Annotated in this window: 18 protein-coding genes, 1 pseudogene and 1 riboswitch; of the genes and pseudogenes, 12 read left to right on the top strand and 7 right to left on the bottom strand. The window is 44.9% G+C overall.

The window, feature by feature from the left end; translation table 11 throughout:
* Positions 1 to 13 precede the first annotated feature (13 nt).
* Both ntdP and recX read right to left on the bottom strand, forming a co-directional pair.
* Positions 14 to 547 carry a nucleoside tri-diphosphate phosphatase gene (gene ntdP / locus ACZ49W_RS05315; RefSeq protein WP_464814963.1) on the bottom strand — a complete coding sequence of 178 codons (534 nt, stop codon included), beginning with the start codon at positions 545 to 547 and terminating at the stop codon, positions 14 to 16.
* A gap of 73 nt (positions 548 to 620) precedes the next feature.
* Positions 621 to 1,394, bottom strand: coding sequence for a recombination regulator RecX (gene recX / locus ACZ49W_RS05310; protein ID WP_464814288.1), 774 nt, complete (start codon positions 1,392 to 1,394; stop codon positions 621 to 623).
* A gap of 87 nt (positions 1,395 to 1,481) precedes the next feature.
* On the opposite strand from recX, the gene rlmD reads away from it, so the two are divergent.
* On the top strand, positions 1,482 to 2,840 hold the full coding sequence (gene rlmD / locus ACZ49W_RS05305; RefSeq protein WP_464814287.1) for a 23S rRNA (uracil(1939)-C(5))-methyltransferase RlmD: 1,359 nt from the start codon (positions 1,482 to 1,484) through the stop codon (positions 2,838 to 2,840).
* Positions 2,841 to 2,941: 101 nt separating this feature from the next.
* On the opposite strand, the gene ACZ49W_RS05300 is transcribed toward rlmD, so the two are convergent.
* Positions 2,942 to 4,078: a cation:proton antiporter gene (locus ACZ49W_RS05300; RefSeq protein ID WP_464814286.1), complete on the bottom strand. Its 1,137-nt coding sequence runs from the start codon at positions 4,076 to 4,078 to the stop codon at positions 2,942 to 2,944.
* A 152-nt stretch (positions 4,079 to 4,230) separates the two neighbouring features.
* Between ACZ49W_RS05300 and ACZ49W_RS05295 the strand changes: the two genes are divergently transcribed.
* The gene (locus tag ACZ49W_RS05295) at positions 4,231 to 4,908 is read left to right on the top strand and encodes an MgtC/SapB family protein (RefSeq protein ID WP_464814285.1); all 678 of its coding nucleotides are present in this window, start codon (positions 4,231 to 4,233) and stop codon (positions 4,906 to 4,908) included.
* Positions 4,909 to 5,190: 282 nt separating this feature from the next.
* Positions 5,191 to 5,341: riboswitch (adenosylcobalamin (AdoCbl) riboswitch) on the bottom strand.
* Between the two features lie 65 nt (positions 5,342 to 5,406).
* Here ACZ49W_RS05295 and ACZ49W_RS05290 read toward each other — a convergent pair.
* Both ACZ49W_RS05290 and ACZ49W_RS05285 read right to left on the bottom strand, forming a co-directional pair.
* Positions 5,407 to 6,652 (bottom strand): annotated as a pseudogene (locus tag ACZ49W_RS05290) (MFS transporter).
* 236 nt (positions 6,653 to 6,888) lie between these two features.
* Complete coding sequence (locus tag ACZ49W_RS05285; protein ID WP_464814284.1) at positions 6,889 to 7,659, bottom strand: peptidylprolyl isomerase; 771 nt, start codon at positions 7,657 to 7,659, stop codon at positions 6,889 to 6,891.
* Between the two features lie 162 nt (positions 7,660 to 7,821).
* Between ACZ49W_RS05285 and mntA the strand changes: the two genes are divergently transcribed.
* The 4 genes from mntA to ACZ49W_RS05265 all read left to right on the top strand — a co-directional run bounded on the left by mntA (position 7,822) and on the right by ACZ49W_RS05265 (position 17,072).
* Positions 7,822 to 8,169 (top strand): type VII toxin-antitoxin system MntA family adenylyltransferase antitoxin, encoded by a 348-nt coding sequence (gene mntA, locus ACZ49W_RS05280; RefSeq protein WP_464814283.1) that lies wholly within the window; start codon positions 7,822 to 7,824, stop codon positions 8,167 to 8,169.
* A complete protein-coding gene (locus tag ACZ49W_RS05275; protein ID WP_464814282.1) occupies positions 8,159 to 8,518 on the top strand; it encodes a HepT-like ribonuclease domain-containing protein in 360 nt (119 codons plus the stop codon). Before mntA ends, ACZ49W_RS05275 begins: the two co-directional genes overlap by 11 nt.
* A 51-nt stretch (positions 8,519 to 8,569) precedes the next feature.
* On the top strand, positions 8,570 to 10,822 hold the full coding sequence (locus tag ACZ49W_RS05270) for a DNA translocase FtsK (protein WP_464814281.1): 2,253 nt from the start codon (positions 8,570 to 8,572) through the stop codon (positions 10,820 to 10,822).
* 145 nt (positions 10,823 to 10,967) lie between these two features.
* The gene (locus ACZ49W_RS05265; protein WP_464814280.1) at positions 10,968 to 17,072 is read left to right on the top strand and encodes a ZmpA/ZmpB/ZmpC family metallo-endopeptidase; all 6,105 of its coding nucleotides are present in this window, start codon (positions 10,968 to 10,970) and stop codon (positions 17,070 to 17,072) included.
* A 55-nt stretch (positions 17,073 to 17,127) separates the two neighbouring features.
* Here ACZ49W_RS05265 and ACZ49W_RS05260 read toward each other — a convergent pair whose 3' ends face one another.
* Positions 17,128 to 18,015: an IS3 family transposase gene (locus ACZ49W_RS05260; protein ID WP_464813868.1), complete on the bottom strand. Its 888-nt coding sequence runs from the start codon at positions 18,013 to 18,015 to the stop codon at positions 17,128 to 17,130.
* Positions 18,012 to 18,332 (bottom strand): transposase, encoded by a 321-nt coding sequence (locus ACZ49W_RS05255; protein WP_464813867.1) that lies wholly within the window; start codon positions 18,330 to 18,332, stop codon positions 18,012 to 18,014. Before ACZ49W_RS05255 ends, ACZ49W_RS05260 begins: the two co-directional genes overlap by 4 nt.
* A gap of 155 nt (positions 18,333 to 18,487) precedes the next feature.
* On the opposite strand from ACZ49W_RS05255, the gene ACZ49W_RS05250 reads away from it, so the two are divergent.
* From ACZ49W_RS05250 to pheT, 6 genes are all read left to right on the top strand, one after another.
* The gene (locus tag ACZ49W_RS05250) at positions 18,488 to 18,724 is read left to right on the top strand and encodes a DUF1146 family protein (protein WP_464814279.1); all 237 of its coding nucleotides are present in this window, start codon (positions 18,488 to 18,490) and stop codon (positions 18,722 to 18,724) included.
* 13 nt (positions 18,725 to 18,737) lie between these two features.
* Entirely contained in the window at positions 18,738 to 20,015 is a 1,278-nt protein-coding gene (gene murA / locus ACZ49W_RS05245; protein ID WP_464814278.1) for a UDP-N-acetylglucosamine 1-carboxyvinyltransferase, read from the top strand.
* Complete coding sequence (locus ACZ49W_RS05240; RefSeq protein ID WP_464814277.1) at positions 20,012 to 20,188, top strand: DNA-directed RNA polymerase subunit beta; 177 nt, start codon at positions 20,012 to 20,014, stop codon at positions 20,186 to 20,188. Before murA ends, ACZ49W_RS05240 begins: the two co-directional genes overlap by 4 nt.
* 9 nt (positions 20,189 to 20,197) lie before the next feature.
* Complete coding sequence (locus ACZ49W_RS05235) at positions 20,198 to 21,034, top strand: DNA/RNA non-specific endonuclease (RefSeq protein WP_464814276.1); 837 nt, start codon at positions 20,198 to 20,200, stop codon at positions 21,032 to 21,034.
* 279 nt (positions 21,035 to 21,313) lie between these two features.
* Entirely contained in the window at positions 21,314 to 22,363 is a 1,050-nt protein-coding gene (gene pheS / locus ACZ49W_RS05230; protein ID WP_464814275.1) for a phenylalanine--tRNA ligase subunit alpha, read from the top strand.
* A gap of 12 nt (positions 22,364 to 22,375) precedes the next feature.
* Positions 22,376 to 24,778 (top strand): phenylalanine--tRNA ligase subunit beta, encoded by a 2,403-nt coding sequence (pheT, locus tag ACZ49W_RS05225; protein ID WP_464814274.1) that lies wholly within the window; start codon positions 22,376 to 22,378, stop codon positions 24,776 to 24,778.
* Positions 24,779 to 24,860: the final 82 nt, after the last annotated feature.

Genomic DNA, 24,860 nt, shown 5'->3' with positions numbered 1-24,860 from the left:
GAGGAAAGTCGTTTTATTTTTTCTTTAACTCTAAATAGCGCTTGTACCAAATCTTGACATAAGCATCTGAAAAAGGGCCACGCTCTTTGTTGATCCAGTCCACGAGGATTTTGACATTTTCTTTTAAGATGTAGTCAATATCTGGGGAGTAGTGCATGTGTTTGCGGTGGAGTTCGTACTCATCGGTGTCAAGGAGACGTTTTTCCCCATTGGGAAAGACCTTGACATCCAAGTCATAATCAATGTATTTTAAGGCTTCAGCATCCAAAACATAAGGGCTTGCAAGGTTGCAGTAGTAGGACACCCCTTCATCGCGGATCATGGCGATGATGTTGAACCAGTATTTTTTATGAAAATAAACGATAGCAGGTTCTCTCGTGACCCAGCGTCTGCCGTCATTTTCAGTGACCAAGGTGTGGTCATTGACCCCAATCAGAGCGTTTTCGGTTGTTTTTAGAACCATGGTGTCTCGCCAAGCACGGTGCAAGGTTCCGTCATGTTTGTAACTTTGGATGGTAATATAGTCGCCTTCTTTAGGTAATTTCATCATATTTCACTTTCTAAAGACGTTCTCCTGCCTATTTTACCATATTTTTACAAAAAAGTCTGAAGTTGACCGTTTAAAAATAATCCTTTAGCTGTCGGTTGATGTCAGAAGAGGCAAATCCTTTGCGCATGAGGGCTTGAAAGAGGCGGTTTTTGAGCTCATAGCCATCGTAGCGCCTAGCGTATTTTCGGTATTGCTTATCGATTTCGCTTTCTAGGAGCTCTTGTTCAAAATCATCGTCCTTCTCGATTTCGAGATCTTCATAGGCAAAGCTGGCTTCTTGAAAAGCATAGCCGCGATTCATAAGGGACTGGATGATTTTTTGTTTGAGGGCCTTTTGGGGAAGGCGATTTTCATAGCGTTTGAGCAGTTGTTTGGCAGATTTTTCAAGCCCTTCGCTGAAATCTGCTTGGTCCAAAAGGTCTTGAACCACAGCCTTGTCTATACCTTTTTGACCTAGCTTTTGGAGTAGCCAATAAGGTCCCTTGCCCTTTCTAGCGTAGATGTCAATGGCTCTTTTGGCGTAGGCTTCATCATCAACAAAGCCTTGTTCCTTGAGATGGTCAATGATGCGAGGGAGATAGTCGTTTTCAATCTCATGTTTTTTGAGGTAGAGGGCGATTTCTTTTTGTGTGCGCAACTGAAAAGACAGGTAGTAGAGGGCCAGTTGCTTGCCATAAGCAATCTGGTCAAAATCCTTGATTTCAAGTAGCAAGTTCTCTTCTATATCTCGACCAGTTACCAAGCGAAACTTGACCAAGGTATCTTCGCAGAGGTAGAGTTTTTCATCGGTATCAAAGCGGACCAGATAGCGGCGTTTTTTCTTTTCGATTTGAGTAATTTTCATAGGACTATTATAACAAAAATGGTACAATGAGAGTAGTATCGTCTAAAAAGTATAAGACAAAGACGACAAAATCATGAGGGAGGCCGTATGGCACTAGCAGTTAAGCAAAAAATTCCATTAAAAATCAAGCGCATGGGCATTAACGGGGAGGGAATTGGTTTTTATCAAAAGACCCTTGTTTTTGTACCAGGGGCGCTAAAAGGCGAGGATGTTTTGTGTCAGGTAACTGCCATTAAGCGCAATTTCGCAGAAGCTAGGTTACTAGACATCAAAAAACGCTCCAAATTTCGGGTGACACCTGCCTGTCCCATTTATAGCGAATGTGGAGGCTGTCAGATTATGCACTTGCGCTATGACAAGCAGTTGGATTTTAAGGATGATGTCATCCGCCAAGCGCTGAAAAAATTTAAGCCCAAAGGTTATGAGGACTATGAGGTCAGACCGACCCTAGGCATGGACGATCCCTTTCATTATCGGGCTAAGTTGCAGTTTCAGGTCAGACAGTTCGGCAAGAAAATCATAGCAGGGCTCTATGCGGAAAATTCTCATCGTTTGATTAACATCAAGGACTGTTTGGTGCAAGATGAGGTGACACAAAAAGTGGTCAACCGCATCGTAGCGCTACTCAGCCAGTATCAAGTCCCTATCTATCAAGAACGCAAGCGAGATGGCATCAGGACCCTCATGGTCAGACGGGCCCGTGAAACGGGTGAGGTGCAGCTGATTTTTATCAGTAGCCGTGAGTTGGTGTTGACCAAGGTCATTCAGGATTTGGTCAAGGACTTTCCAGAGGTTAAGACCGTGGCTCTAAATATTAACCGGAGCCGTTCTAGCGAGATTTACGGGCAAGTGACGGAAATCCTCTGGGGACAAGAGCGTATCAAAGAGGGGGTGCTGGATTATAGTTTCGCCCTTTCCCCCCGTGCTTTTTACCAGCTCAATCCAGAACAAACTGAAAAACTCTACCGCGAAGCGGTTAAGTCCCTAGATGTCAAACCTAGTGACCATCTGATTGATGCCTACTGTGGGGTGGGGACTATCGGCTTTGCCTTTGCGGACAAGGTCGCCTCTGTCAGAGGGATGGACATTATCCCTGAAGCCATCTCAGATGCTAAGGCTAATGCCCGTGCCATGGGCTTTGATAACACCTATTATGAAGCAGGCAAGGCTGAAGACATCATCCCCAAATGGTACCAAGAGGGCTACCGTGCAGATGCTCTCATCGTCGATCCACCGCGTACAGGGCTGGATGACAAACTCCTCAAAACCATATTGACCTACGCCCCAGAAAAAATGGTCTATGTGTCCTGCAACGTCTCCACCCTAGCCAGAGATTTGGTGGAGCTGTCCAAGGTCTATCAAGTCCGCTATATCCAGTCGGTGGATATGTTCCCCCACACAGCAAGGACCGAGGCGGTGGTTTCCTTGATTCGTAAGGAAAAATGAATAGTATTCAAATGTTAATTTTGTGTGACATTATCTTTAGTTAGACTAGAGAGATACGATACAAAAACCATTGCTCCTAAAAGGAACAATGGTTTTTGTATCTATTGTTGCTCTTTTCCAAAAGAATATTTGAGCAGGAAAGGAGCGATAAAGGTGGATAGGATAACCACGAGTACCAGTTCAGAATAGGTGGTGGTACTGATGATATTTTGAGCGAGTCCGATTTGGACGATAATCAGTGCCATCTCCCCACGGCTGACCATACCGCTACCGATAGTGAGCGAATCCATTTGACCAAATTGGTAACCACGTCCGACCAAGTACCCTGGGATGAGTTTGGTTAAGACAGCAACTGCGGTAAATAAAAGGATGGTCGGTGTTTGTTCTAACATGCCGTCAAACTTGAGCGGTAAAGCGATAGAGGTGAAGAAAATTGGGATGAAAAAGGCGTAACTCAGTGTCGCAATCCGTGTTTCGACCTTTTCACCGTAAGGCGTCTGCCCGATAGCAAGCCCTGCAAAGAAGGAGCCGATGATGGCGCTTAGTCCCACCGCATCCGCTAATAGGGAGAGGGACAAGCAAATGAGCAAGGCTAACAAGGTTTCTTTTTCTAAGAAGTCTATTTTTTCTGACCATCTGAGAAAGGCAGGAATGATGTATTTCATACAGACCGCTAAAAAGATAAAGAAAATGGCTTGTAGGCCGATTTGGTGAAAGAGGTTGACCGACGCGCCAGTTGTCCCAAGAAAGAGACTAAGGAGTAGGACAGCTAAGATATCATCCACAACCGCAGCTCCGATGATGATGGCACCTGTTTTACTTTTGATGCGCTTGTACTCAGACAAGACTTCTACAGTGATGGAAATGCTGGTCGCAGCAAAGACGAGTCCGTAGAAAATAGCCGCATTGACCTCATAGCCAAAGAGGCGAGAGAGGACAAAAAAGCTGGCTAGAGGAACCACAACACCAGTGATGGCAACCAGTAAACTGGGTTTGAGGTATTTTTTGAGCATGTCAAAATGAGCCTCTAACCCTGCCATAAACATCAGCAGGATAACCCCGACTTCGGATAGAAAATGTAGCACCTCCCCTTCTTTAACCAAGTGAAGGAGCGATGGGCCTAAAATAATGCCGACGAAGAGTTGACCAACAACGGCAGGAATCCCCGCTTTTTTAGAGACCACCGTCGCAATAACGCTGGCCAGTAAAATCAGGGAGATTTCAAATAACGTGTGCATATAACCTCCTAATGCAAAATAGAGTATCACTATTATAGTAGCATTGATTGGAGAAAAAAGGAAGCAAAAGGGCTGAACAATTTAATTTCTTGACACCTTTTTTTAAAAGGCTTACAATGAAGGAGCAGTGATTTTAAGAGAGGGGGACTGTGATGAGCATAGCAGACATGATGTTAAGACTGGGTTTAGCCCTCTTGTTTTCGGGTGTGATTGGTTATGATCGGCAACGAAAAAGCCGTCCAGCAGGACTTCGCACCCACCTTTTGGTCTGTGTTGGAGCAACGACCATTGCTCTCATTCAGAGTGCTGTTTTTTATGAAAAAATTCAGCTCCATCCGCAAATTGAGGTCGATCAGGTCAGGTTACTGGCGCCCATTGTTAGCGGGATTGGTTTTTTAGGTGCAGGAACCATTGTCATCACCAAGCAGCGGGTGGCAGGGCTCACGACGGCAGCCTCGCTTTGGACGGTGGCAGGCATTGGGATTGCTTTGGGCATGGGCTATTATGCGATTGCGGTTTTGAGTTTTTTAGCTGTCCTCTTTTCTTTGGCGGTGATTACTCGCATCGTCAAACCACCTGTGGTCAAGCGTTTGGAAATTCATTTTGTACACAGAGTAGAGACCAAGGAATTTCTCACCCAGTTTTTTGAGCACTATCACATTGAGCTCGATAACGTGGTTTTTGATGTGGAAAATGTCAAGGGGAGAAAGATTTATCGCAATATCTTCACCCTGCATTTGCCAGAGGATGTGTCAATGGTCGATGTCATTGAAAAATTGTCCACTAGACCCAATATTTTGAAAATCCGCTTGGTTTCTGTGGTAGAGTAGCCATCACTTGTTTGAGAGGACAAGTGATTTTTTTGTTTTAACGGCTCAACTAAAAACGAAAAAAGAACCTAGCGCTGTTGCTAAGCTCTTTATCTTATAAACAAGTAAAAGAAAGTCTTATACGTCTTTGTATATCAGGCTATGCGTCGTTGGATAGCAGTTACTTTCCTCATTATCGGCCCTGCTCCGTTGCAGAAAGATGAAAACTCATCTTTAGAAAAATAGGTGTACTATAACGTAGAGCCAATAATGGAAAGAACTGCATCACTGAACTGTCTTCCAAACTGACATCACGACCTTACATCGAGGCCTGAAATCTACTAAAATTTAAGAATAAAGACCTGACTTAAAACGCAGAAGCATTTATCACAGTGGCGGGACCGCGTTGGATTTGCACCAAACTTCCATATCCTTAAAAGTACTAAAACTATTTCCTAGCATCTCCATTATAGTACACCTCTTATCAAAATGCAAGGAAAAAGTCGTCGGATTAGGCCTCTATCTTTGTGTTTTATTTTTTTGATTGGTGATGACCATGAAGGTCAAAAGAATGGATAAAATCAGAAAAACTATCCACGTTAATGGGAGGCTGATGATGGCAAGAGCGCTAAAAACGGCAGTTCCAAGAGGAATGCTAAAGGCAAAGAGCAGGCTTATAAAGGAGTTGGCACGCGCTAGGATATGTGAGGGAAGTTTAGTCAAAATCATGCTGTTGACTTTGGGGTTGATCTTTCCTGCCAAGTAAGCACCAAACAAAAAGGCGAGGAGAGGCAAGACCTCTGACAGATGAAGGAGGTGAGCTAGGGCAAAGAGAATCATAGCACTTCCCACCCAAATCATAATCTGGTTGAGCGACAGCCGACCGAAGTAGTCATGGGGAAAGAGGCTACCAAGCACCATGCCCACGATAAAGACCACATCAATTAAGAAGATGCCCTGGCTAAAGGAGAGACCAAATAAGCTGTGATGGAGCAGATAGATGTTGTAGATGGAAGAGATGGAGGATGCGATAAAGTTGACCAAAATGATGGAAAGGAGAAGAGGTAAAAACCGCTTGGTTTCAGGGTCTTCAAAAGACTTTTCCATGAGTTGGTAGAGTTCTTTCATTTCCTTAAAGAAAGGCTGTTTGTCGTTTTCGTCTTGTGTGATAGGCTCATAGGTCAAGTTTTTGCGTTTGAGGTAGAGAACGCTAGATGAGAGAAAGAAAAACAGGGCGTTGAGGAAGGCGACCAACATGAAGTTTTGATGGCTGATGGCAAGCAGATAAATCCCCAAGGCTTGTCCAGCTAAGTTGCCTAATAATTGGATAACTTGCCAGAAGGAATAGGCTTCGTTGAGATCCTTTTCTGGAATATTCTTTTTGACGATAGGCATGAGCAGACCACCGCGGTAATCACTGAGCATATCTGAGAAGATATTTAGCAAACAAATAAAAGAAAAAGCCAGATAAGTGCTGGATTTGGTCAGAAAAGCGACTGTGACAAACATCACAGTTTGAAGGTAGCCGGCTTGAATCACCCACTGGGCTTTGCTATTAGTCTGATCGGCTCTTTTTCCGACAAAGAGGGTAAAAAGAATCGGTACCATCAGGATAAAGTTGGCGATACCAACAGCGAATTTAGGGTTTGGCATGCTGGATGCAAAGACGATAAAGACCAAATTGTAGATGGCTGCCCCCCAAGGTATTGAACAAGCGTGAGAGGGTTAAAATGGCGTAAAAACGGCTTTGGGTTAATAATTTCATAAAACCTCCTAAGCAAGCTCTTGTCAGCAGTTATGCTCTTTTTGATTGATCTTCTTGAACCTTATTATACACTTTTTGAGGTAAAAATCAAATATTTTCAGAAAGAAATGTCTTTTCTAAAAAATAATTAAAAGACTAAAAAAGCGCTGGAAGTGGTCTTCCAAACGCTTTAAAATTTGAGTGTTTTTCATCTTTAGTTTTCATACCTGACTAAGTTTCCAACACCGACTTATGTTTTATTTTTCTGCTTCTTTTAAAATCTCAATAGAGGTGATGGTGATGGGGTCTTTGGGCTTGTCGGAAGAATCGGTTGGGGTGTTTGCGATGGCATCAATGACATCCATGCCTTCGATGACCTGTCCAAAGACGGTGTAGTTACCGTCTCCTTGAGGGTAGCCGCCTTTTTGGTAGGCTTCAAAGAGTTTTTTGGGGTAAAGGCTAGGATCTAACTGGCTGGTCATATTTTGATGGTTTTGAACAATGTAAAATTGGCTGCCGTTGGTATTGGGGCCTCGGTTCGCCATAGCAACCGCTCCTCTGATGTTGTAGAGGTAGTCAGACACTTCGTTTTGAAAGCCATCGCCAGCGTCTTTGTTTTTATCTTTGCCCTTCCAGATGGACTCACCTCCTGTGCCGTCGCCTTTTGGATCACCCGATTGGACCATGAAATCCTTGATGACGCGATGAAAGCTCACTCCATTGTAGTAGCCGTCTTTGGCGTGGGTGAGGAAATTTTCCACCGCTAGTGGCGCATATTTTGGAAAGAGTTTGATGGTCACACTGCCTTTGGTGGTATTGAGTTTGACCTCAGCCTCGTCTTTGGCGACAGTTGAGGATAGTTGGGGGAAGTCCGCCTTGTTTAGGGTGTTGAGTCTATCTTGTGCTGCTTTTTGATTTTCTTGACTCGCAACATAATCGTCTCCCTTGATGGTACGATCCATCTGTTGGCAACCCGTGAGAAGCAAAAGTGAAAGTGGCAATAGGAATAATAAGGATTTTTTTGTCATAAGCATACCTTTCGTTTTTTTCTATTGTACCACAAATGCAGCGAGATGGGAAAATGGGGTAAAAAATGGTTGTCCCGTTCTTGATTGATAAGGAGTTGACTTTCTTTTTTGCTTCGTTTTTGTTAAAATGACAGTAGAAGAGACTAAAAAAGGAGCAATGAGATGGTATATACGTTAGAAGAAATTAAAAAACGAGTTGCCCCTGTTGCCAAATCCTATCAGATTTCTGCGATCTATCTTTTTGGCTCTTATGCAAGAGGAGAAGCGGATAAAAATAGTGACCTCGATTTGGCAGTTGTTGTGGAAGGTTCAAAAGCAGATGGGTTAAGGTTTTTCAATCTATCGGATGAATTAGAATCTATTTTCCATATTTCGGTAGATGTTTTATCTGTTGAAGAGATAGAAGAAGCAGCTACTTATATTGGCAAGCAATTAAAAGAGAGATTTTATCAAGAAAGGATCATGATTTATGAGGCTGAGCCAAGAAGAGAGCGATTATTTGTATCTTAATCAAATGCTAGACTATGCTAGAGAAGTTGGAAAAACGTTAGAGAAATGTTTGATTTATCATATCCCAGAGAATGATGAGATGGTGACGAGTTCTTTGGCGATGCATATTGGTCAAATTGGAGAGCAACTGGATTCTAGAAAAATTTCTCAGGACTTGCAAGATCGTTATAAGGAAAAGATAAATTGGTCTGCTATCAAACGGTTTAGAGATAAAGCTTATCATCATTATGGAAAAATTAATACGAGATTAATTTTAACCATTGCCCATCATGACATTCCTAAATTGGTTGGTGACTTAGAAGACATTATCAAAGAATTAGATAAAGAAAGAGAACAAACAAGTCAGTGATTGACTTGTTTTTGTTTATCAAGAGTTCATTAGTGTGATATAATGAAAGCTATGGCAGAAACAAAACGACAAGCAAAAACAAAGGGGCGAAAGAAACGCCCCACCAAGGAAGAATTAAGACGACAGGCAGCTCTGAAGCGATTGGTCAGGCGACTGCTCTTGGCTTTTGTGCTTTTTTTTGCCTGCCTTCGGATGGGGCGCTTTGGGATTACAGCTTACAATCTGGTGCGTCTTTTGGTCGGTAGTCTGGCCTATCCTGTGATGATAGCAACCATAGTCTATCTCTTTGCCTTTAAATGGGCTAAGAAACTGGAAAACGTCGTGATTGGTGCTAGTGTGATGCTGGTCGGTCTTTTGCTAGAGTGGCACACCTATCTCTTTTTGACACCGGACATGCGCGGGCAAACGGTCTTTCGAGGGACTTTTCAGCTCTTGATGGATGATTTGCTGTCGGTTCAGGTTAGGCATTTTACTGGTGGGGGGATGCTGGGAGCCTTACTCTATCGTCCTATTTCTTTCCTATTTTCAGGAGTGGGGGCTGGCTTGATTGGTGTGCTTGTGATTGTCCTTGGGGCCTTTCTCATGAGCCCTTGGGATATCTTGGATGTGAGCCACTTTATCAAGCGCAAGTATCAAGAGACCTTTGACCTTTATGAGGAAAAACGCCGAGAGAAAAAAGCAAGTCAGCAAGAAAAAGCAGCTCAAGCTCAAGTGGAGCCTTTGGTTGATTTGGAAACAGGCGAGATTTTTGATGATCTGCCACTTGAGAAGGCGGAACCTGTTATCATCGCTCATGAAGACGCAGAAGAACCAGACGATTGGCAGGAGCTAAAGGAGGAAAGCAGGGCGTTTGAGAGTAAGAGCTTGGCAGAACCACTTTCGATGCAAGACTATGTTCTTCCTAGTATTGATCTCTTTGCACCCGATAAGCCTAAAAACCAGCAAAAAGAGAAAAAGTTGGTGCGTGAAAATATCAAGATTTTAGAGCGAACCTTTGCGAGCTTTGGCATTCAAGTGGTGGTGGAGCGTGCGGAGATTGGGCCATCGGTGACCAAGTATGAGGTTAAGCCAGCTGTTGGTGTTAGGGTCAATCGGATTGCCAACCTGGCTGATGACTTGGCGCTTGCTCTAGCAGCCAAGGACGTGCGGATTGAAGCGCCTATTCCAGGAAAATCCTTGGTCGGCATCGAAGTGCCCAATGCCGAAGTGGCGACGGTGTCCTTTCGTGAGTTGTGGGAGCAGTCCAAGACCGATCCTAAGAAACTCCTTGAGATTCCTCTAGGTAAGGCGGTCAATGGGACGGCACGCAGTTTTGACTTGAGTCGGATGCCCCACCTTTTGGTCGCAGGCTCGACCGGTTCTGGGAAATCGGTTGCTGTTAATGGTATGATTTCTAGCATCTTGATGAAGGCGCGCCCTGATCAGGTCAAGTTTTTGATGATTGACCCCAAGATGGTGGAGCTGTCGGTCTATAATGATATTCCCCACCTGCTCATCCCTGTGGTGACCAATCCAAGAAAAGCCAGCAAGGCCCTTCAAAAAGTGGTGGATGAGATGGAACAGCGCTATGAAAAATTTAGCCGTTTAGGGGTGAGAAATCTCGAAGGCTATAATGCGAAAATCCTCGCTGAACAAGAAAAGGGAGATGTCCGTGATTATCCTCTGCCTCTCTTAGTGGTTATTGTGGATGAGTTGGCCGATTTGATGATGGTGGCTAGTAAAGAGGTGGAAGATGCCATTATTCGTCTGGGGCAAAAGGCGCGTGCGGCTGGGATTCACATGATTCTTGCGACACAACGCCCTTCGGTTGATGTCATCAGTGGTCTTATTAAGGCTAATGTGCCGAGTCGGGTTGCCTTTGCGGTGTCAAGCGGGACAGATAGCCGGACCATTCTTGATGAAAATGGAGCAGAAAAACTCTTGGGACGTGGGGATATGCTCTTTAAACCCATTGACGAAAACCACCCTGTCCGTCTGCAAGGTTCCTTTATCTCAGATGCGGACGTGGAAGGTATCGTGAGCTTTATCAAAAACCAAGCCGAAGCCAACTATGACGATAGCTTTGACCCAGGTGAGGTGAGTGAAACAGAAACAGGCGGAGGCGCTGACCTTGGAGGAGACCCGCTCTTTCAAGAAGCCAAGGCTTTGGTGATTGAGACTCAAAAAGCCAGCGCTTCTATGCTGCAACGCCGCTTGTCGGTGGGCTTTAACCGTGCAACAAGGCTAATGGAGGAACTGGAGGCAGCAGGGGTCATCGGTCCAGCTGAAGGCACCAAGCCAAGAAAAGTTTTGGAGAATCAGTGAAGAAAGATAATAGTAGAGGCACTTGCCTCTCCTTGCTGTTTTAGCAACAGGGAGAGAGTGCCTTTTTCTTGTGTATTCGTTTTCAAAAAATTGGCGAATTCCTTTTAAAAATGTTATAATGTTAAGATAGGAAGGAAGTTCGCAAATGAAAAATGGATTTAATAAATGTTATACCTTTTCTATCCGAAAATTAACTATCGGAGCGGTATCTTTAGCTATTGGTGCTTTTTGGCTGGTAGGGGCGTCAGCTGGAGATACTGTAAGCGCTCTCGATGTCGGACAAACGCAGCAACAGCAAGCGATACAGGTGTCTTACCAGTACGTTGCTGAAGAGGATTTGAGTCCTACGGAAAAAAACTTGCTCAAGCAGGGCTTACCAGATAATACCAACGAGGAACAGCAGACCTATTATTTGGTTTATCGCTCTAATCAAAAGGGTGTTCTTCCTCAGACTGGTATGACGACAGAAGCAGGCCTTCTCCTTGGAGGGAGCAGTTTAGTTGTGATTGGGCTTTCGGCTCTAGGCTTGAAGAAAAAGAAGCGGATTATCTCTTCCATGATCCTTATCACAGGTCTTGGTAGTGCCTTTTCTTTGAGTTCAATCGCAGCGTTAGATAGTGGGCGCTTGTCCAATTACAATCAAACCCTAACGCTAAAGGTTGGGGATAGCTTGCCAAAAGGGCAAGACTTGCCGGATCGGATTTATGTGGGGTATTTGACTGAAAAAGATGTGTCAGGTAGCACCTCAGACAATCAAGCTAAAACAGAGGAGTCAACACCAACAACAGAGAAAACGGCTGAGCAAAAGCCTGATGTGGAGCAAACACCAGCACCAACAGCGGCAACGCCAATCCCTGCTGTTCCAGAAACCCCAAGTGTTCCGTCAGACAGCGTGGTTGAAAATGCAGGCACAACTGAAACTCCAAGTCCCGTTGTCCCCGAAACCCCAAGTGTTTCAGAAGGACCAGTGACACCAAATGTTCCGTCAGACAGCGTGGTTGAAAATGCAGGCACAACTGAAACTCCAACTCCCGTTGTCCCCGAAACCCCAAGTGTTTCAGAAGGACCAGTGACACCAAATGTTCCGTCAGACAACACGGTTGATACTGCGGTTACCCCAGTAACGCCAAGTCCCGTTGTCCCCGAAACTCCAAGTGTTTCAGACAATACAGAGACGCCAAGTGTTCCGTCAGACAGCACGGATGAAAATGCAAGCACAACAGAAACCCCAACCCCCGTTGTCCCCGAAACCCCAAGTGTTTCAGAAGTAACAGTGACACCGAGTGTTCCATCAGACAGCACGGATGAAAATGCAAGCACAACAGAAACCCCAACCCCCGTTGTCCCCGAAACCCCAAGTGTTTCAGAAGTAACAGTGACACCGAGTGTTCCATCAGACAGCACGGATGAAAATGCAAGCACAACAGAAACCCCAACTCCCGTTGTTCCCGAAACCCCAAATGTTTCATCCAATGCAGAGACGCCAAATGTTCCATCAGACAATGCGCAAGAGACGGGTTCTTTGGATAATCCAGCGACACCAGAAAAAAATGACGCAAATCCAGATTATTCGCTCTTGAATGTGGAAGGTGTCAAGCAACACATGGTCGATGAGCCTTTGGTCGTTGTTCAGCCAAGTTTTGACTTGAGCGGTTACGAGCATGCGGTGGGTACACCAGAAGAAGTCGTCAAACCAGAACTGGATTTAAGTACACTCCAGCATGAAGTCGGTGAACCAGAAACTACACCAGTTAAGCCTATTTTAGACCCAAATAGTTTGAAGGAGCATGCCCTTGGTGAAGTAGAAATCACTCCAATAAAACCGGAGTTTGATCTGTCAAGTCTTAACGAGCATCAAGTGGGCGATCCAGAAATCGTACCAGCAAAACCTGTCTTTGATTTGAGTGGTTACGAGCATGCGGTTGATACACCAGAAGAAGTCGTTAAACCAGAACTGGATCTAAGTACACTCAAGCATGAATTAGGTGAACCCGAAACCACACCAGTTAAGCCAGTTTTAGATCCAGATAGTTTGAAGGAGCATGCCCTTGGTGAAGCAGAAATCACTCCAGTAAAACCAGAGTTTGATCTGTCAAGTCTTAACGAGCACCAAGTGGGTGAGCCAGAAATCGTACCAGAAAAACCTGTCTTTGACTTGAGTGGCTATGCACATGCGGTTGACACACCAGAAGAGGTCACCAAGCCAGAACTAGATCCAAGCACGCTCAAACATGAGGTAGATGAGCCAGAAACTACTCCAGTCAAACCTATTCTAGATCCAGAAAGTTTGAAAGAGCACGTTGTCGGTGAACCAGAGGTCAGTCCAGAAAAACCGACCTTTGATCTCAATAGTTTGAGAGAGCACCAGCTGGGAGAGCCAGAAACGACTCCAGAAAAACCAGTCTTTGATTTGACGGGCTATGAGCATGCGGTAGGCACCCCTGAGGAAGTTGTCAAACCAGAACTAGATCCAAGCACGCTCAAGCATGAGGTGGATGAGCCAGAAACCACTCCAGTCAAACCCGCCTTTGACCTAGATAGCATAAAACCTAAAGAAGAGCCAACGGTAGTACCGCCAGTCATCTCTAACCAGCCGACAGAGGCAGGATCTGATGTGGAGAAAGAAAAAGATGTCTTTTCTCCGCATTATACAGGAGATTTCGCTCTTTATAGGAAAGGAAATCAAGATGGAACGCTCCAAAGGGTGACCTATTTAAGTGCTATTCCAAGCGATCTCTCTCCTTATTTTGTCCAACTTGAGACTAAGAACAGCGCTCCGATCGTGGCTAATCTCACTCAGATTACAAGTGTCCAAAAAGATGGTAAAGATTATTATTTGGTAACAGCAGAAAATCCTAATAAAGATAGTACCAAACCTTATCATATGTTGCTGGCTAAGCCAAGTGCGGGTATCACTTCCTTTAGCGATTTGCTCGCGCAAATGAAGGCTAATCCTGCTGGCCACTACACCCTAGCAACCAATCTGACAGCAGATGATGTGACACCAGACGAAGGAAGCACCAGCTATCTTGCTGGCGACTTCACAGGTCATCTCGACGGGGCTGGCTTTACCATCTATGATACCAAGCTACCGCTCTTTGACCATCTCAGTCACGCACAAATCAGCCATCTTAATTTGAAGAACGTCGCTATTAACCAACCGAACGGCGATAAGGTAGCCGCCCTAGCTAAGACAGCAGACGGCGCTAATATCACAGATGTGGCTGTCCAAGGAAACGTTTATGGCATGCAAAGGGTAGCTGGTTTGGTCGCCCAAGCCCGTAATAATACGCGCCTTGAGAATGTCACTTTTGAGGGTGAAGTCTATCCGACACATCCTTATGATGGTTATGAAAACGGTGCCTTGGTAGGTAGTCTAGAAAATAGTCAAATCAATCACGCCGTCGTTAAGGCTGTCCTAAGCCCTCATTCTGATTACAAGACAAGCGCTAACGGTCTAGTTGTCGGTAAGGTTGATAGTGGCTCTCAAGTTAACAATGTCTATGCGACGGGATGGATAGATGAGCTTAAACCAATCGGCAATCATCTCTCAGGTGGTCTCTTTGGTATTTTTGAAGGGCAAGGGTCAAACCTCATCAGTAGCGTTATTGCCCCAAGTACAGATGAGATTGTTGGAACAAATAATGGCGCGCTAGCTAGTGTCTACCGCATCACAGGTCAGACAAGTGGGAATCGTAACCTTGCAACTGTTCAAGACCTTGATCCATCAGCGCTTGCTTCTAAACTAGCAGAGTTCGGTCTAGCTGACCTTGCTAAGAAAGTTGATCCAAAAGACTCCTATCAAGAGATTGATCAGGCTAAGGCGGATCATGAGTTGATTTATCGTAACTTGGCTAAGCTCATGCCATTTGCAAGCAAGGAAGATATCGTCCAAGCAGGAAATAGCTTGTCTTCAAGTGATCCTCTTGCTCAAAAAGAACTGATAAGTGTCACTCCGATGGATGGTCGAACGATTTTGACTGGTCTAGATAGTGCTAATCAAGTTAAGACTATTCTTTTGTACTACAAAGACGGAAGCAGTGAGCAGCGCTCTGTGACTTACCAAAATCAAACGGGACAAGTTGCAAACTACAAGATTGCTGATGGTCTTTCCTATACACCGAAGTTTATCTTGACAGATGAACGTCTTGCTGATGAGATAACAAATGAGTTGCAAAAAGTTGATGTCAACAATCTCTACGACTCACTAAAAATACCATACAGCGTCTTTAAGACTTTGTATCTCCAAGATGCTATCCCTAGTCTAAAACGAAATCTCAAAACAGAAGTGAAGAAACTGCTTGCGACCAACCTGATTGACCCAGCTAATCAAGCAGCTAGAGATGCTTTGAAAGCTAAAATTCTAGCCAACAAAGAAGCCATCGTTTTAGGTCTTGCTTATATGAACCGTTGGTACAATGTCACGGTTGATGAAACCAATGTCAAGGATCTCATGGTCTATCAAAATGATTTCCTCACTGGTCAGCCATCATCCAATCTTGACTATCTCATCGCTTTAGGTAGTACCACAGATAACCTAAGACCGGTCAATAGTCCAAGCACTTACCAAAGTGTGATCGGCAAGTACCGTCAGGAACAACTGGATCTGGTTAGCTTGTTGAAACAGTACAGACAGATTTTTGCACCGCATTTAACCGATGATGCGTGGCTCAAGAAAAACTCTAAAGCCTATATGGTTGAAATGCCATCCTTGGAACAACCAGATGCACCGGTTAACATCTTTGATCGTTTGGCGGCTAAGAAATCGTGGAATAAATTCCTCTTGCCACTCTTGACCCTACCAGAGGAAAATATGTATATCACCTCTACCATGACAGGAATTGAGCTTGGTATGTATGATACCTACATTGACATGAACCTCAAGTATAGAGATCCAGCAACCTTTGCAAAAGAGCTAGAAAAAATGCATAAACTGGTGGAAGAAGGAGCCGTCCATCTTAGAAATCATCTCGATTTCTTCTCACGGATTTTAGGACCAGAGCAGTCTAAGGAACTTAGGAAGAATCTTCAAATCAAGGATACCTTCATGGGCTTAGATGGCAACTGGAAGAACTCATCTGGTCAAAATTCAACCAAAGCTATTGAAAACTTCTTTGGACCAGCAGGTCTTTGGGATACTTTGACCCATCCGAATGCAGGAGCTGTTACCAATGTCTTTGACATCTACTTCTCAAAGACCAAACTCCTATCCGATCTCGGAGCAACCTCACTCAGTCATGAATTGACCCATGCTATGGATGGGGACGTTTACTTCTATGGTCACAATAGAAGAGATGGTTATGGTGCAGAGGACTTTGCCTTAGGTCTTTACGAGTCCGTTCGTTTCCCATTCCAAGAAGACTTAGGCTGGAACGACATGCTTGAGTTTAAACCTGAAAATAGCTACTATGCGACTTCGCCAAGCCGTTATAAGACTCCAGAAGACTTACAAATCTTTATGAAACGTCTCTTTGATTTGATTTATACCATGGATTATCTTGAAGGTGAAGCTATTCTCAAACAACCAAATGAGGTCAAAGCGCAGATGCTCAGCAAGTTAAATGTAAGACCAATTGTTCCGGGTTCACGAAACCCTGAAGGGTCAGTTATTGTGAAAGAATTAGATCAGTACGCTATTGCTGATATGAACTTGCACAGCATTGATGATTTGGTTAAAAATAGCCTTGTTTCTAGACGGAGCTACCATGGTGAGTATGGCAGAAATGGTTACCACTATATTAAACTCTTTAGCCCATTCTACGCTGCACCAAACAGTACGATAGGGCAAGGTGACCCCCTCAGCTTTAGACGCAATGCCTTTGAATTTTTAGGGGAAAAAGGTTACAAGGATGGTATGGTGCCTTACCTTTCTAACCAATACAAAGAAGAAGCTCAAGCAGCAGGGCACAAGTATCTAACCGAAGACTTTGTCATGCACAAACTCTTTGGACGCACCCCAGAAGAGCAACGGATTCATGCTATTCACGAACGCATGGATAAGGCAGATCAAATTAAGCCAGTCACGGTGATGTATAATGGTAAGCGACAAATCAATAATCTTGAAGACTTGAAGAAACTCTTCCAACAAGCCGTGAGTGTTGATGCTAATTACTATTACAACAATCGTAATGAATTTAATTACACTGGTATTACAGAGCAAAATTCTGAAGTGTATAAACTCAGAAAAGCCATTCATAAGGCTTACTTCGACCTCACGAATGAGTTGAGAAGTTCTATCTATAAGGATTAATAGGAGAAAAGGGAACACTTTGTCAAGCCCCAGATAAAATGGACAGTTAAAAAAGTTAGTTTTTTAGAAGGTATGCTTCCCTAAATTCTAAGGGAGTCATACCTTTTAATTTTTCTTGTGGTCTGTGGCAATTATACCAGTCGATGTATTCCCTGATTTGTTGGACGAGGGCTTCCCTATCCTCAGGTGGAAATAGTCTCAAGGATTCACTCTTCAAGTGGGAAAAGAAATTCTCGCATGCCGCATTATCATAACAATTTCCCTTGCCAGAATGAGAAATGGTCACACCGTATTGATCTAATTTTCGGAGATACTGTTGATTGGTATATTGAAAACCTTGGTCAGAATGAAGAACACAGACTTTGGTTGAATCCCAAGAATCGTGAAAGACCTGATCTATATTGTCAAAAACTAACTTGTTATCATTGAAATCTGATAGCGTATAGGCTAAAATGGAATTGTCATAACAATCTTTTATGACACTTAAGAACATCCTCCCTTGTTTGTGGTAAACGTAGCTAACATCTGTCGTCAGTTTTTGGAGAGGGCGTTCTGCTTTAAAGTTTCGGGCAAGCATGTTGTAGTGGACGTGTCTTGCCTTTTCATTTATCTCTCGTTGCGTGCAGGATTGGTACCGCTTCTTCCGAATCGGAGACCGATGACCAAGAATACGCATATAGCGCAAGACAGTTTTAGGGTTAGGATAAAGTTGATAGTGTCTTCTCAGTTGATAAGAGATGAAGCGATAGCCTTTTTGAGTGTCATGGAAGATAGCTGTAATCTTTTGGGCTAAGTTCGCATCAAACTGCTTATAGATTGGTCTCCCCTTGCTCAACCAAAGGTAGTAGGAAGACCTAGGAAAGCCCAAATAGGCACATAAAGAGGAGACTGAGTAACGATCTTTCAACTGCTCCACGACTTGATAGAGGTGGACTCTTCTCACGGATTGAGGAGAGTCCTTAAGGTCTTTAAAATTGCATTCTCCATTCGTAGATAAGCATTCTGTTCCTCTAGGGTCATCTCCTCTATATTCCTTGTCTTGGGACGACCAGTGGACTTCCTACCTCGTAAATCTTGGGAGAGTAAAGTAGGGTCTTCTCGGTATTTTCTTGTCCAAGTCAAAACTTGGTTGTCTGATTTTAACCCATATTTTTTGACAATAGAAGGCATCCCTCCGCTCTTTCCACTGAGGTAGTCTTCCACTACCTGTAATTTGAACTCGGGTGGATATTTGGTGAACTTGCTTCCTTTTTTAGCCATAAAAAAAGAACCTCCTTATATGAACAGTATATAACTTTTTTATACTGTCCATTATAAGCGGTTCTTTTCACTTTTGGGTGTTCTCTTTTTTCGTTAACAATGAGAAGCGTCCTCCTTTCTTGTCTGTCATCAGTAAGGTGTGGTATAATAAGGGAATGAATATCATTGAAACGAGTATCATGGTGACGAGCCATGTCATCTTCACGGCGATTTCTTATCGCCTCTTGATTGAGTTGGTGGATTGGTCAAAATGGATGAAACTAAATCCCGATAAGCTATCAAGCCTTCGATTATTTGTCTTGTTTTTAAGCATGGCTTTGGGGTATTTGGTCAGTCATTTTGTGCTAGACATTGTTCAGCTCAGTCAGGAAATGTTGATACGTTTGAGTTAAGAGGAAATAAAAAATGGATAAGATGATTATTGATGGCGGCAACACCCGCCTAGTAGGTGAGGTGACGATTGAAGGGGCTAAAAATGCAGTTTTGCCCCTACTTGCCGCAACGATTTTAGCCAGTGAAGGCAAAACGGTTTTGACCAATGTCCCGATATTATCAGATGTTTTTATCATGAATCAGGTGGTACGTGGTCTCAATGTTGAGGTAACTTTTGATGAGGACCGCCATGCGATTACAGTGGATGCCACCAAGCCCATGCTGGATACGGCTCCTTATGAGTATGTGAGTCAGATGCGGGCTTCTATTGTGGTTTTGGGTCCGATTTTGGCGCGAAATGGCCACGCTAAGGTCTCTATGCCTGGGGGCTGTACCATCGGAAGTCGTCCTATTGATTTGCATTTAAAGGGTCTTGCTCAAATGGGGGCAAAGATTCACCAAGAAGGTGGCGACATTACAGCAACGGCACAGCGCTTGCACGGGGCATCCATTTACTTGGATTTTCCAAGCGTTGGTGCGACGCAAAACCTCATGATGGCAGCGACTTTAGCCGATGGGGTGACGGTTCTTGATAATGCGGCGCGTGAGCCTGAGATTGTCGATTTGGCTATTTTACTTAATAAAATGGGAGCGAATATCAAGGGGGCAGGCACCAGCACCATTACCATTGTTGGTGTTGAGCGTCTACACGGAGCTAACCATGATGTGGTGCAAGACCGTATTGAGGCGGGAACCTTTATGGTGGCAGCGGCTATGACTTCTGGAGATGTGCTCATCAAGGATGCTATTTTTGAGCATAATCGTCCTCTCCTTACCAAACTCATTGAAATGGGAGTTGAGGTGACAGAAGAAAGCGGTGGCATCCGCATTAAGGCAGATACGCCCAGCCTTTTGCCTACGAACGTCAAAACCCAGCCCCACCCTGGTTTTCCAACCGATATGCAGGCGCAATTTACAGCGCTCATGGCAGTGGTGAATGGCGAGTCCACCATGATTGAGACCGTTTTTGAGAATCGTTTCCAACACCTAGAGGAAATGCGTCGCATGGGGCTTTCTGTTGCCATGTCTCATGATACGGCTAGGATTTACGGAGGAAAGCTTCAAGGCGCTCCCGTCATGTCAACGGATTTAAGGGCTAGTGCGGCGCTCATTCTAGCAGGTCTAGTGGCCAAAGGGCGCACCGTGGTGACCCAGCTCAGTCATTTGGATAGGGGATACTATCAATTCCATGAAAAATTGCAAGGTTTGGGGGCTAACATCAAGCGAGTAAGAGAAGAGGAAGAGGCATGAAAACGGTGAGAAATCGATTGTTAAAAGCTGTGGGTGTTCTTGTTTTGTGTGCCTTTGGTCTGGTCTTAGGGTTAGTTTTGGGTTACGCTTTTCTTGGCGGAGAAACTGATCCTTGGGCCATCCTCTCTCCTCACAAGTGGCAGGAGATTATCGCCAAATTCACGGGAAAATAGGAGGAGCAGATGGCAAAGAAAAGACGGAAAAAACAAGCCCCTCTCTGGCTGAGTGCCTTAGTCTTGGTGGGAGGGCTGGCTCTAAAGCAAGTTTACCCCAACCTCACCTCTAGTCACGAGGCTCCTAAAACAGTCGTCCGGTCCAAGGCAAGTGACACAGCCCCTAGTCAAGCGCTAGCCGAAAGTGTTCTCAGCGAGGAGATTAAGGGACAAATCGGCGCACCCCTCAAGTGGAATGGGGCGGGGGCTTTCATCGTCAATGACAACAAAACAGATTTGGATGCCAAGGTCTCAAGCGCTCCCTATGCTACCAATGAAACCAAAATCGTTGATGGCAAGGAACTGCCAACACTTGGAAATGCACTGCTCAGCAAGGCAACTAGACAGTATCAAAGCAGGGAGCAGACGGGAAATGGAACCACCTCTTGGACACCAGTTGCTTGGCACCAACTTAAAAACTTGTCTGGTGAGTATGACCACGCTGTGGATCGGGGGCATCTCTTAGCCTACGCTCTGGTGGGTGGTCTCAAGCGCTTTGATGCCTCAACCAGTAATCCCAAAAACGTTGCCACCCAGACAGCTTGGTCCAACCAAGCGGCCAGCCCAGACTCCACTGGACAAAACTATTATGAAAGCTTGGTCCGAAAGGCGCTCGACCAAAACAAACGTGTCCGCTACCGTGTCAAGCTCTTCTATGAAGGAGATAACCTCTTGGCATCTGGTCGCCAGCTTGAGGCCAAATCAGCAGATGGCAGCCTAGAATTCAATGTTTTTGTGCCTAATGTGCAAAATGGCTTGCAGTTTGACTACAAAACAGGAGCTGTTCACCAAGTTTCTGCTCAGTAGGACTTGCGAGATGCTCAAAATTTTGATAAAATAAACCGTAAAAATAGAATAAGGTTCTTGCAAGACTAGTAACTAGGACAAGCCCTTGCCAGGGAATGTAGGTCGTGACTGGAAGCCTACAAAAGGGACACCTAGCCAATTCACTTGCTTTTTGAACCAAGCAATCAAGGTTGCTCAATCGCTAGAAGCTAGACGATTTGGGCGATAAAAAACGGATGGTACCGCGTGTCAACGCTCCGTAGTGGAGTTTTGGCACGCTTTTTTGTTAGGAGGAAAGAAATGTCAACCATTGAAGAGAAATTAACCAAGCTCAGAGAAGACACCCTAAAGCAGCTCAAAGACCTGCGTCTTGAAAATCAAAAAGAATTACAAGACCTAAAAGTCTCCGTCTTGGGAAAAAAAGGGAGTCTGACTGAGATTTTAAAGGGGATGAAGGATGTCTCACAAGAGATGCGCCCTATTATCGGTAAGCACGTCAATGAAGCGCGTGATATTTTGAATGCTGCTTTTGAAGAGAGCGCGGCTTATCTGGAAGAAGAAGCCATCAAGGCACAGCTCGCTAGCGAAAGCATCGATGTGACCCTACCTGGTCGCCCAGTAGCTATTGGAAACCGTCATCTTTTAACTCAGATTAGCCAAGAAATCGAAGATATCTTTCTTGGTATGGGCTTTCAGATTGTGGATGGTTTTGAGGTGGAGCGTGACTACTACAACTTTGAGCGCATGAATCTGCCAAAAGATCACCCTGCACGTGATATGCAAGATACCTTTTACATCACTGAGGAGATTTTGCTGAGGACCCACACCAGTCCTGTTCAGGCCAGAACCTTGGACGAGCATGATTTTAGCAAAGGTCCTCTCAAGATGATCTCCCCTGGACGGGTCTTTAGACGTGATACAGATGATGCTACCCACAGCCACCAATTCCACCAAATCGAAGGCTTGGTCGTGGGTGAGGGCATCTCCATGGCCGATCTCAAAGGAACGCTTGAGATGATTATCCACAAGATGTTTGGTGAGGACAGAAAGATTCGTCTGCGTCCCTCTTATTTCCCTTTCACAGAGCCATCTGTTGAGGTGGATGTGTCTTGCTTTAAATGTGGCGGAGAGGGCTGTTCGGTTTGCAAAAAGACAGGTTGGATTGAGATTTTAGGAGCTGGTATGGTACACCCTCGTGTCCTTGAGATGAGTGGGGTAGATAGTGAGCGTTATTCTGGTTTTGCCTTTGGTCTTGGTCAGGAGCGCATTGCCATGCTGCGTTATGGCATTATGGATATTCGTGGTTTCTACCAAGGTGATAGTCGTTTCAACGCACAGTTCAAGGGATAAGAAAGGATTGGCATGTTAGTTAGTTATAAATGGTTAAAAGAATTAGTTGATGTGGAGGCAAGCCCCCTAGAGTTGGCAGAAAAAATGTCTACCACAGGCATTGAAGTGGAAGGTGTTTCAAAACCAGGAGAAGGGCTGTCTAAGATTGTCGTGGGTGAGGTCCTCTCGTGTGAGGATGTGCCAGATACGCATCTACATCTCTGTCAAGTCGATACAGGGGATGACGAACCTCGCCAGATTGTCTGTGGTGCGCCCAATATCGCAGCGGGACAAAAGGTCATGGTGGCTCTACCGGGTGCGCGCATTGCGGACAATTATAAGATTAAAAAGGGCAAGATCCGTGGCATGGAGTCGCTTGGGATGATCTGCTCGCTGTCTGAGCTTGGTATATCTGATTCTGTCGTGCCAAAAGAAACAGCAGATGGCATCTATGTCTTGCCAGAAACAGCTGTTCCAGGTCGTGATGCACTGGCTTATCTCGATTTACATGATGACATCATCGAGTTATCTTTGACCCCTAATCGTGCGGATGCGATGTCTATGCGTGGGGTGGCACATGAGGTGGCAGCTATTTATGATCAGTCTGTTCATTTTGAAATGAGAAACTTGGTCGAAGAGGAGAAAAAGGTGAGTGAGCGCCTTAGCCTTGAGGTCGAAACAGATTTAGCTCCATTTTACGCTTTTCGAGTTATCGAGGATGTGACGATTCAGCCTAGTCCTCAGTGGCTTCAAAATCTCCTCATGAATCAGGGAGTTCGCCCCATCAACAACATTGTCGATGTGACCAACTATTGCTTACTTTACTTTGGTCAACCCATGCATGCTTTTGATTTGGACAAGTTTGAAGGGGACAAGGTTGTTGTCAGACAGGCTAGAGTTGGAGAAAGCCTCGTGACCCTTGATGGAGAAACGAGAAACTTGGTGCCAGAGGACTTGGTTATCACGGTGGCAGACCAGCCAGTAGCGCTTGCTGGGGTCATGGGGGGTGAAAATACCGAGATTGATGATAACTCAAAAACAGTAGCTCTTGAGGTGGCTATCTTTGATGGGAAAGCGATTCGCAAAACCAGTAGCCGCCTTGGTTTACGCTCAGAGAGTTCAGCCCGCTTTGAAAAAGGGATCAATCAAGCTGATACTTTAGAAGCTCTTGATTATGCAGCGAGCCTCATGGCAGAACTGTCAGGAGGGCGAGTGCTTTCTGGTGTCCTCTCAAAAGGTCAAGTGGATATAGAACCGGTCTTGGTTTCCACCACACTTTCTTATGTCAATCAGCGTCTAGGAACAGTGCTTAGTCTAGCTGATGTTGAGGGGATCTTCCACCAGCTTGGCTTTGGCTTTGAGGGAGAAGGCGAGCACTTCACAGTATCTGTGCCAAAACGCCGTTGGGACATCACTATTCCAGCTGATTTGGTCGAAGAAATCGCCCGTATCTACGGCTATGACAAACTTCCAACCACCCTACCTGAGACGGCAGGGAGTGCTGGGGAGTTGACCAAGACACAGGCACTTCGTCGTAGAGTGCGGACCTTGGCAGAAGCAGCAGGGCTTTCAGAAGTCTTGACCTACTCCTTGACCACTGGTCCTAAGGCGACAGCCTTTAACTTCGAGCCAAGCGCTTTGACAGAGTTGATGTGGCCTATGTCGATTGACCGCTCTGTTTTGCGTCAGAATCTTGTATCGGGTCTTTTGGATGTCGTGGCTTATAATGTTGCTCGTAAAAATCGTCACCAAGCTATCTACGAGATTGGCAAGGTCTTTGAAAGTGCGGAGCAAAAGACAGATTTGCCAAAGGAAAAGGAGCATTTTGCCTTTGCCTTGAGCGGTCTTGTCACAGAAAAAGACTTCCAAACACAGGCTGTTCCGGTTGATTTTTACCAAGCCAAGGGTATTGTTGAAGCCTTGGCGGATAAATTGGGGCTAACCTTCCACTTTACCCCAAGTCAACAACTCTCTAGTCTGCATCCGGGTCGAACAGCCCTTGTTCTCTTGGATGAGGCGGTCATTGGTTTTGTCGGACAGGTCCATCCACAGCTGGCAAAAGAGCTAGATTTACCAGAAACCTATGTGGCAGAGTTGGATCTTGGTGTCATTGAAGCCCATCTATCAGAAAACTACACCTACCAAGAAATCAGCAAGTTCCCAAGCGTGTCACGTGACATTGCCCTCTTGGTTGATCGTTCTGTTAGCCATGCTGATATTGTCGCAGCTATCTCAGCTGCCAAGGTGAAACGCCTAACAGACATCAAACTCTTTGATGTTTATAGCGGCATTGGTATCGCTGATCATCAAAAATCTATGGCTTATAGCCTCACCTTCCAAAATAGAGAAGCCAGCCTCACCGACGAAGAAGTGGCAGGCTACATGGAAAAAATCACCAAGTCTCTCGTGGATGCTATCGGTGCAGAGATTCGTTAGAAAAATCTGTTTTCTTGTATATTCAAGGAACAGGATGACCAAATATAACTGAGGTTGGGATGTGTTTCTCAACTTCAGTTAT

Source organism: Streptococcus sp. STR1/CE/0325, assembly GCF_055386095.1.
The sequence above is the reverse complement of the archived record's forward strand: the minus strand, read 5'-3'. Positions and strand labels throughout refer to the sequence as shown.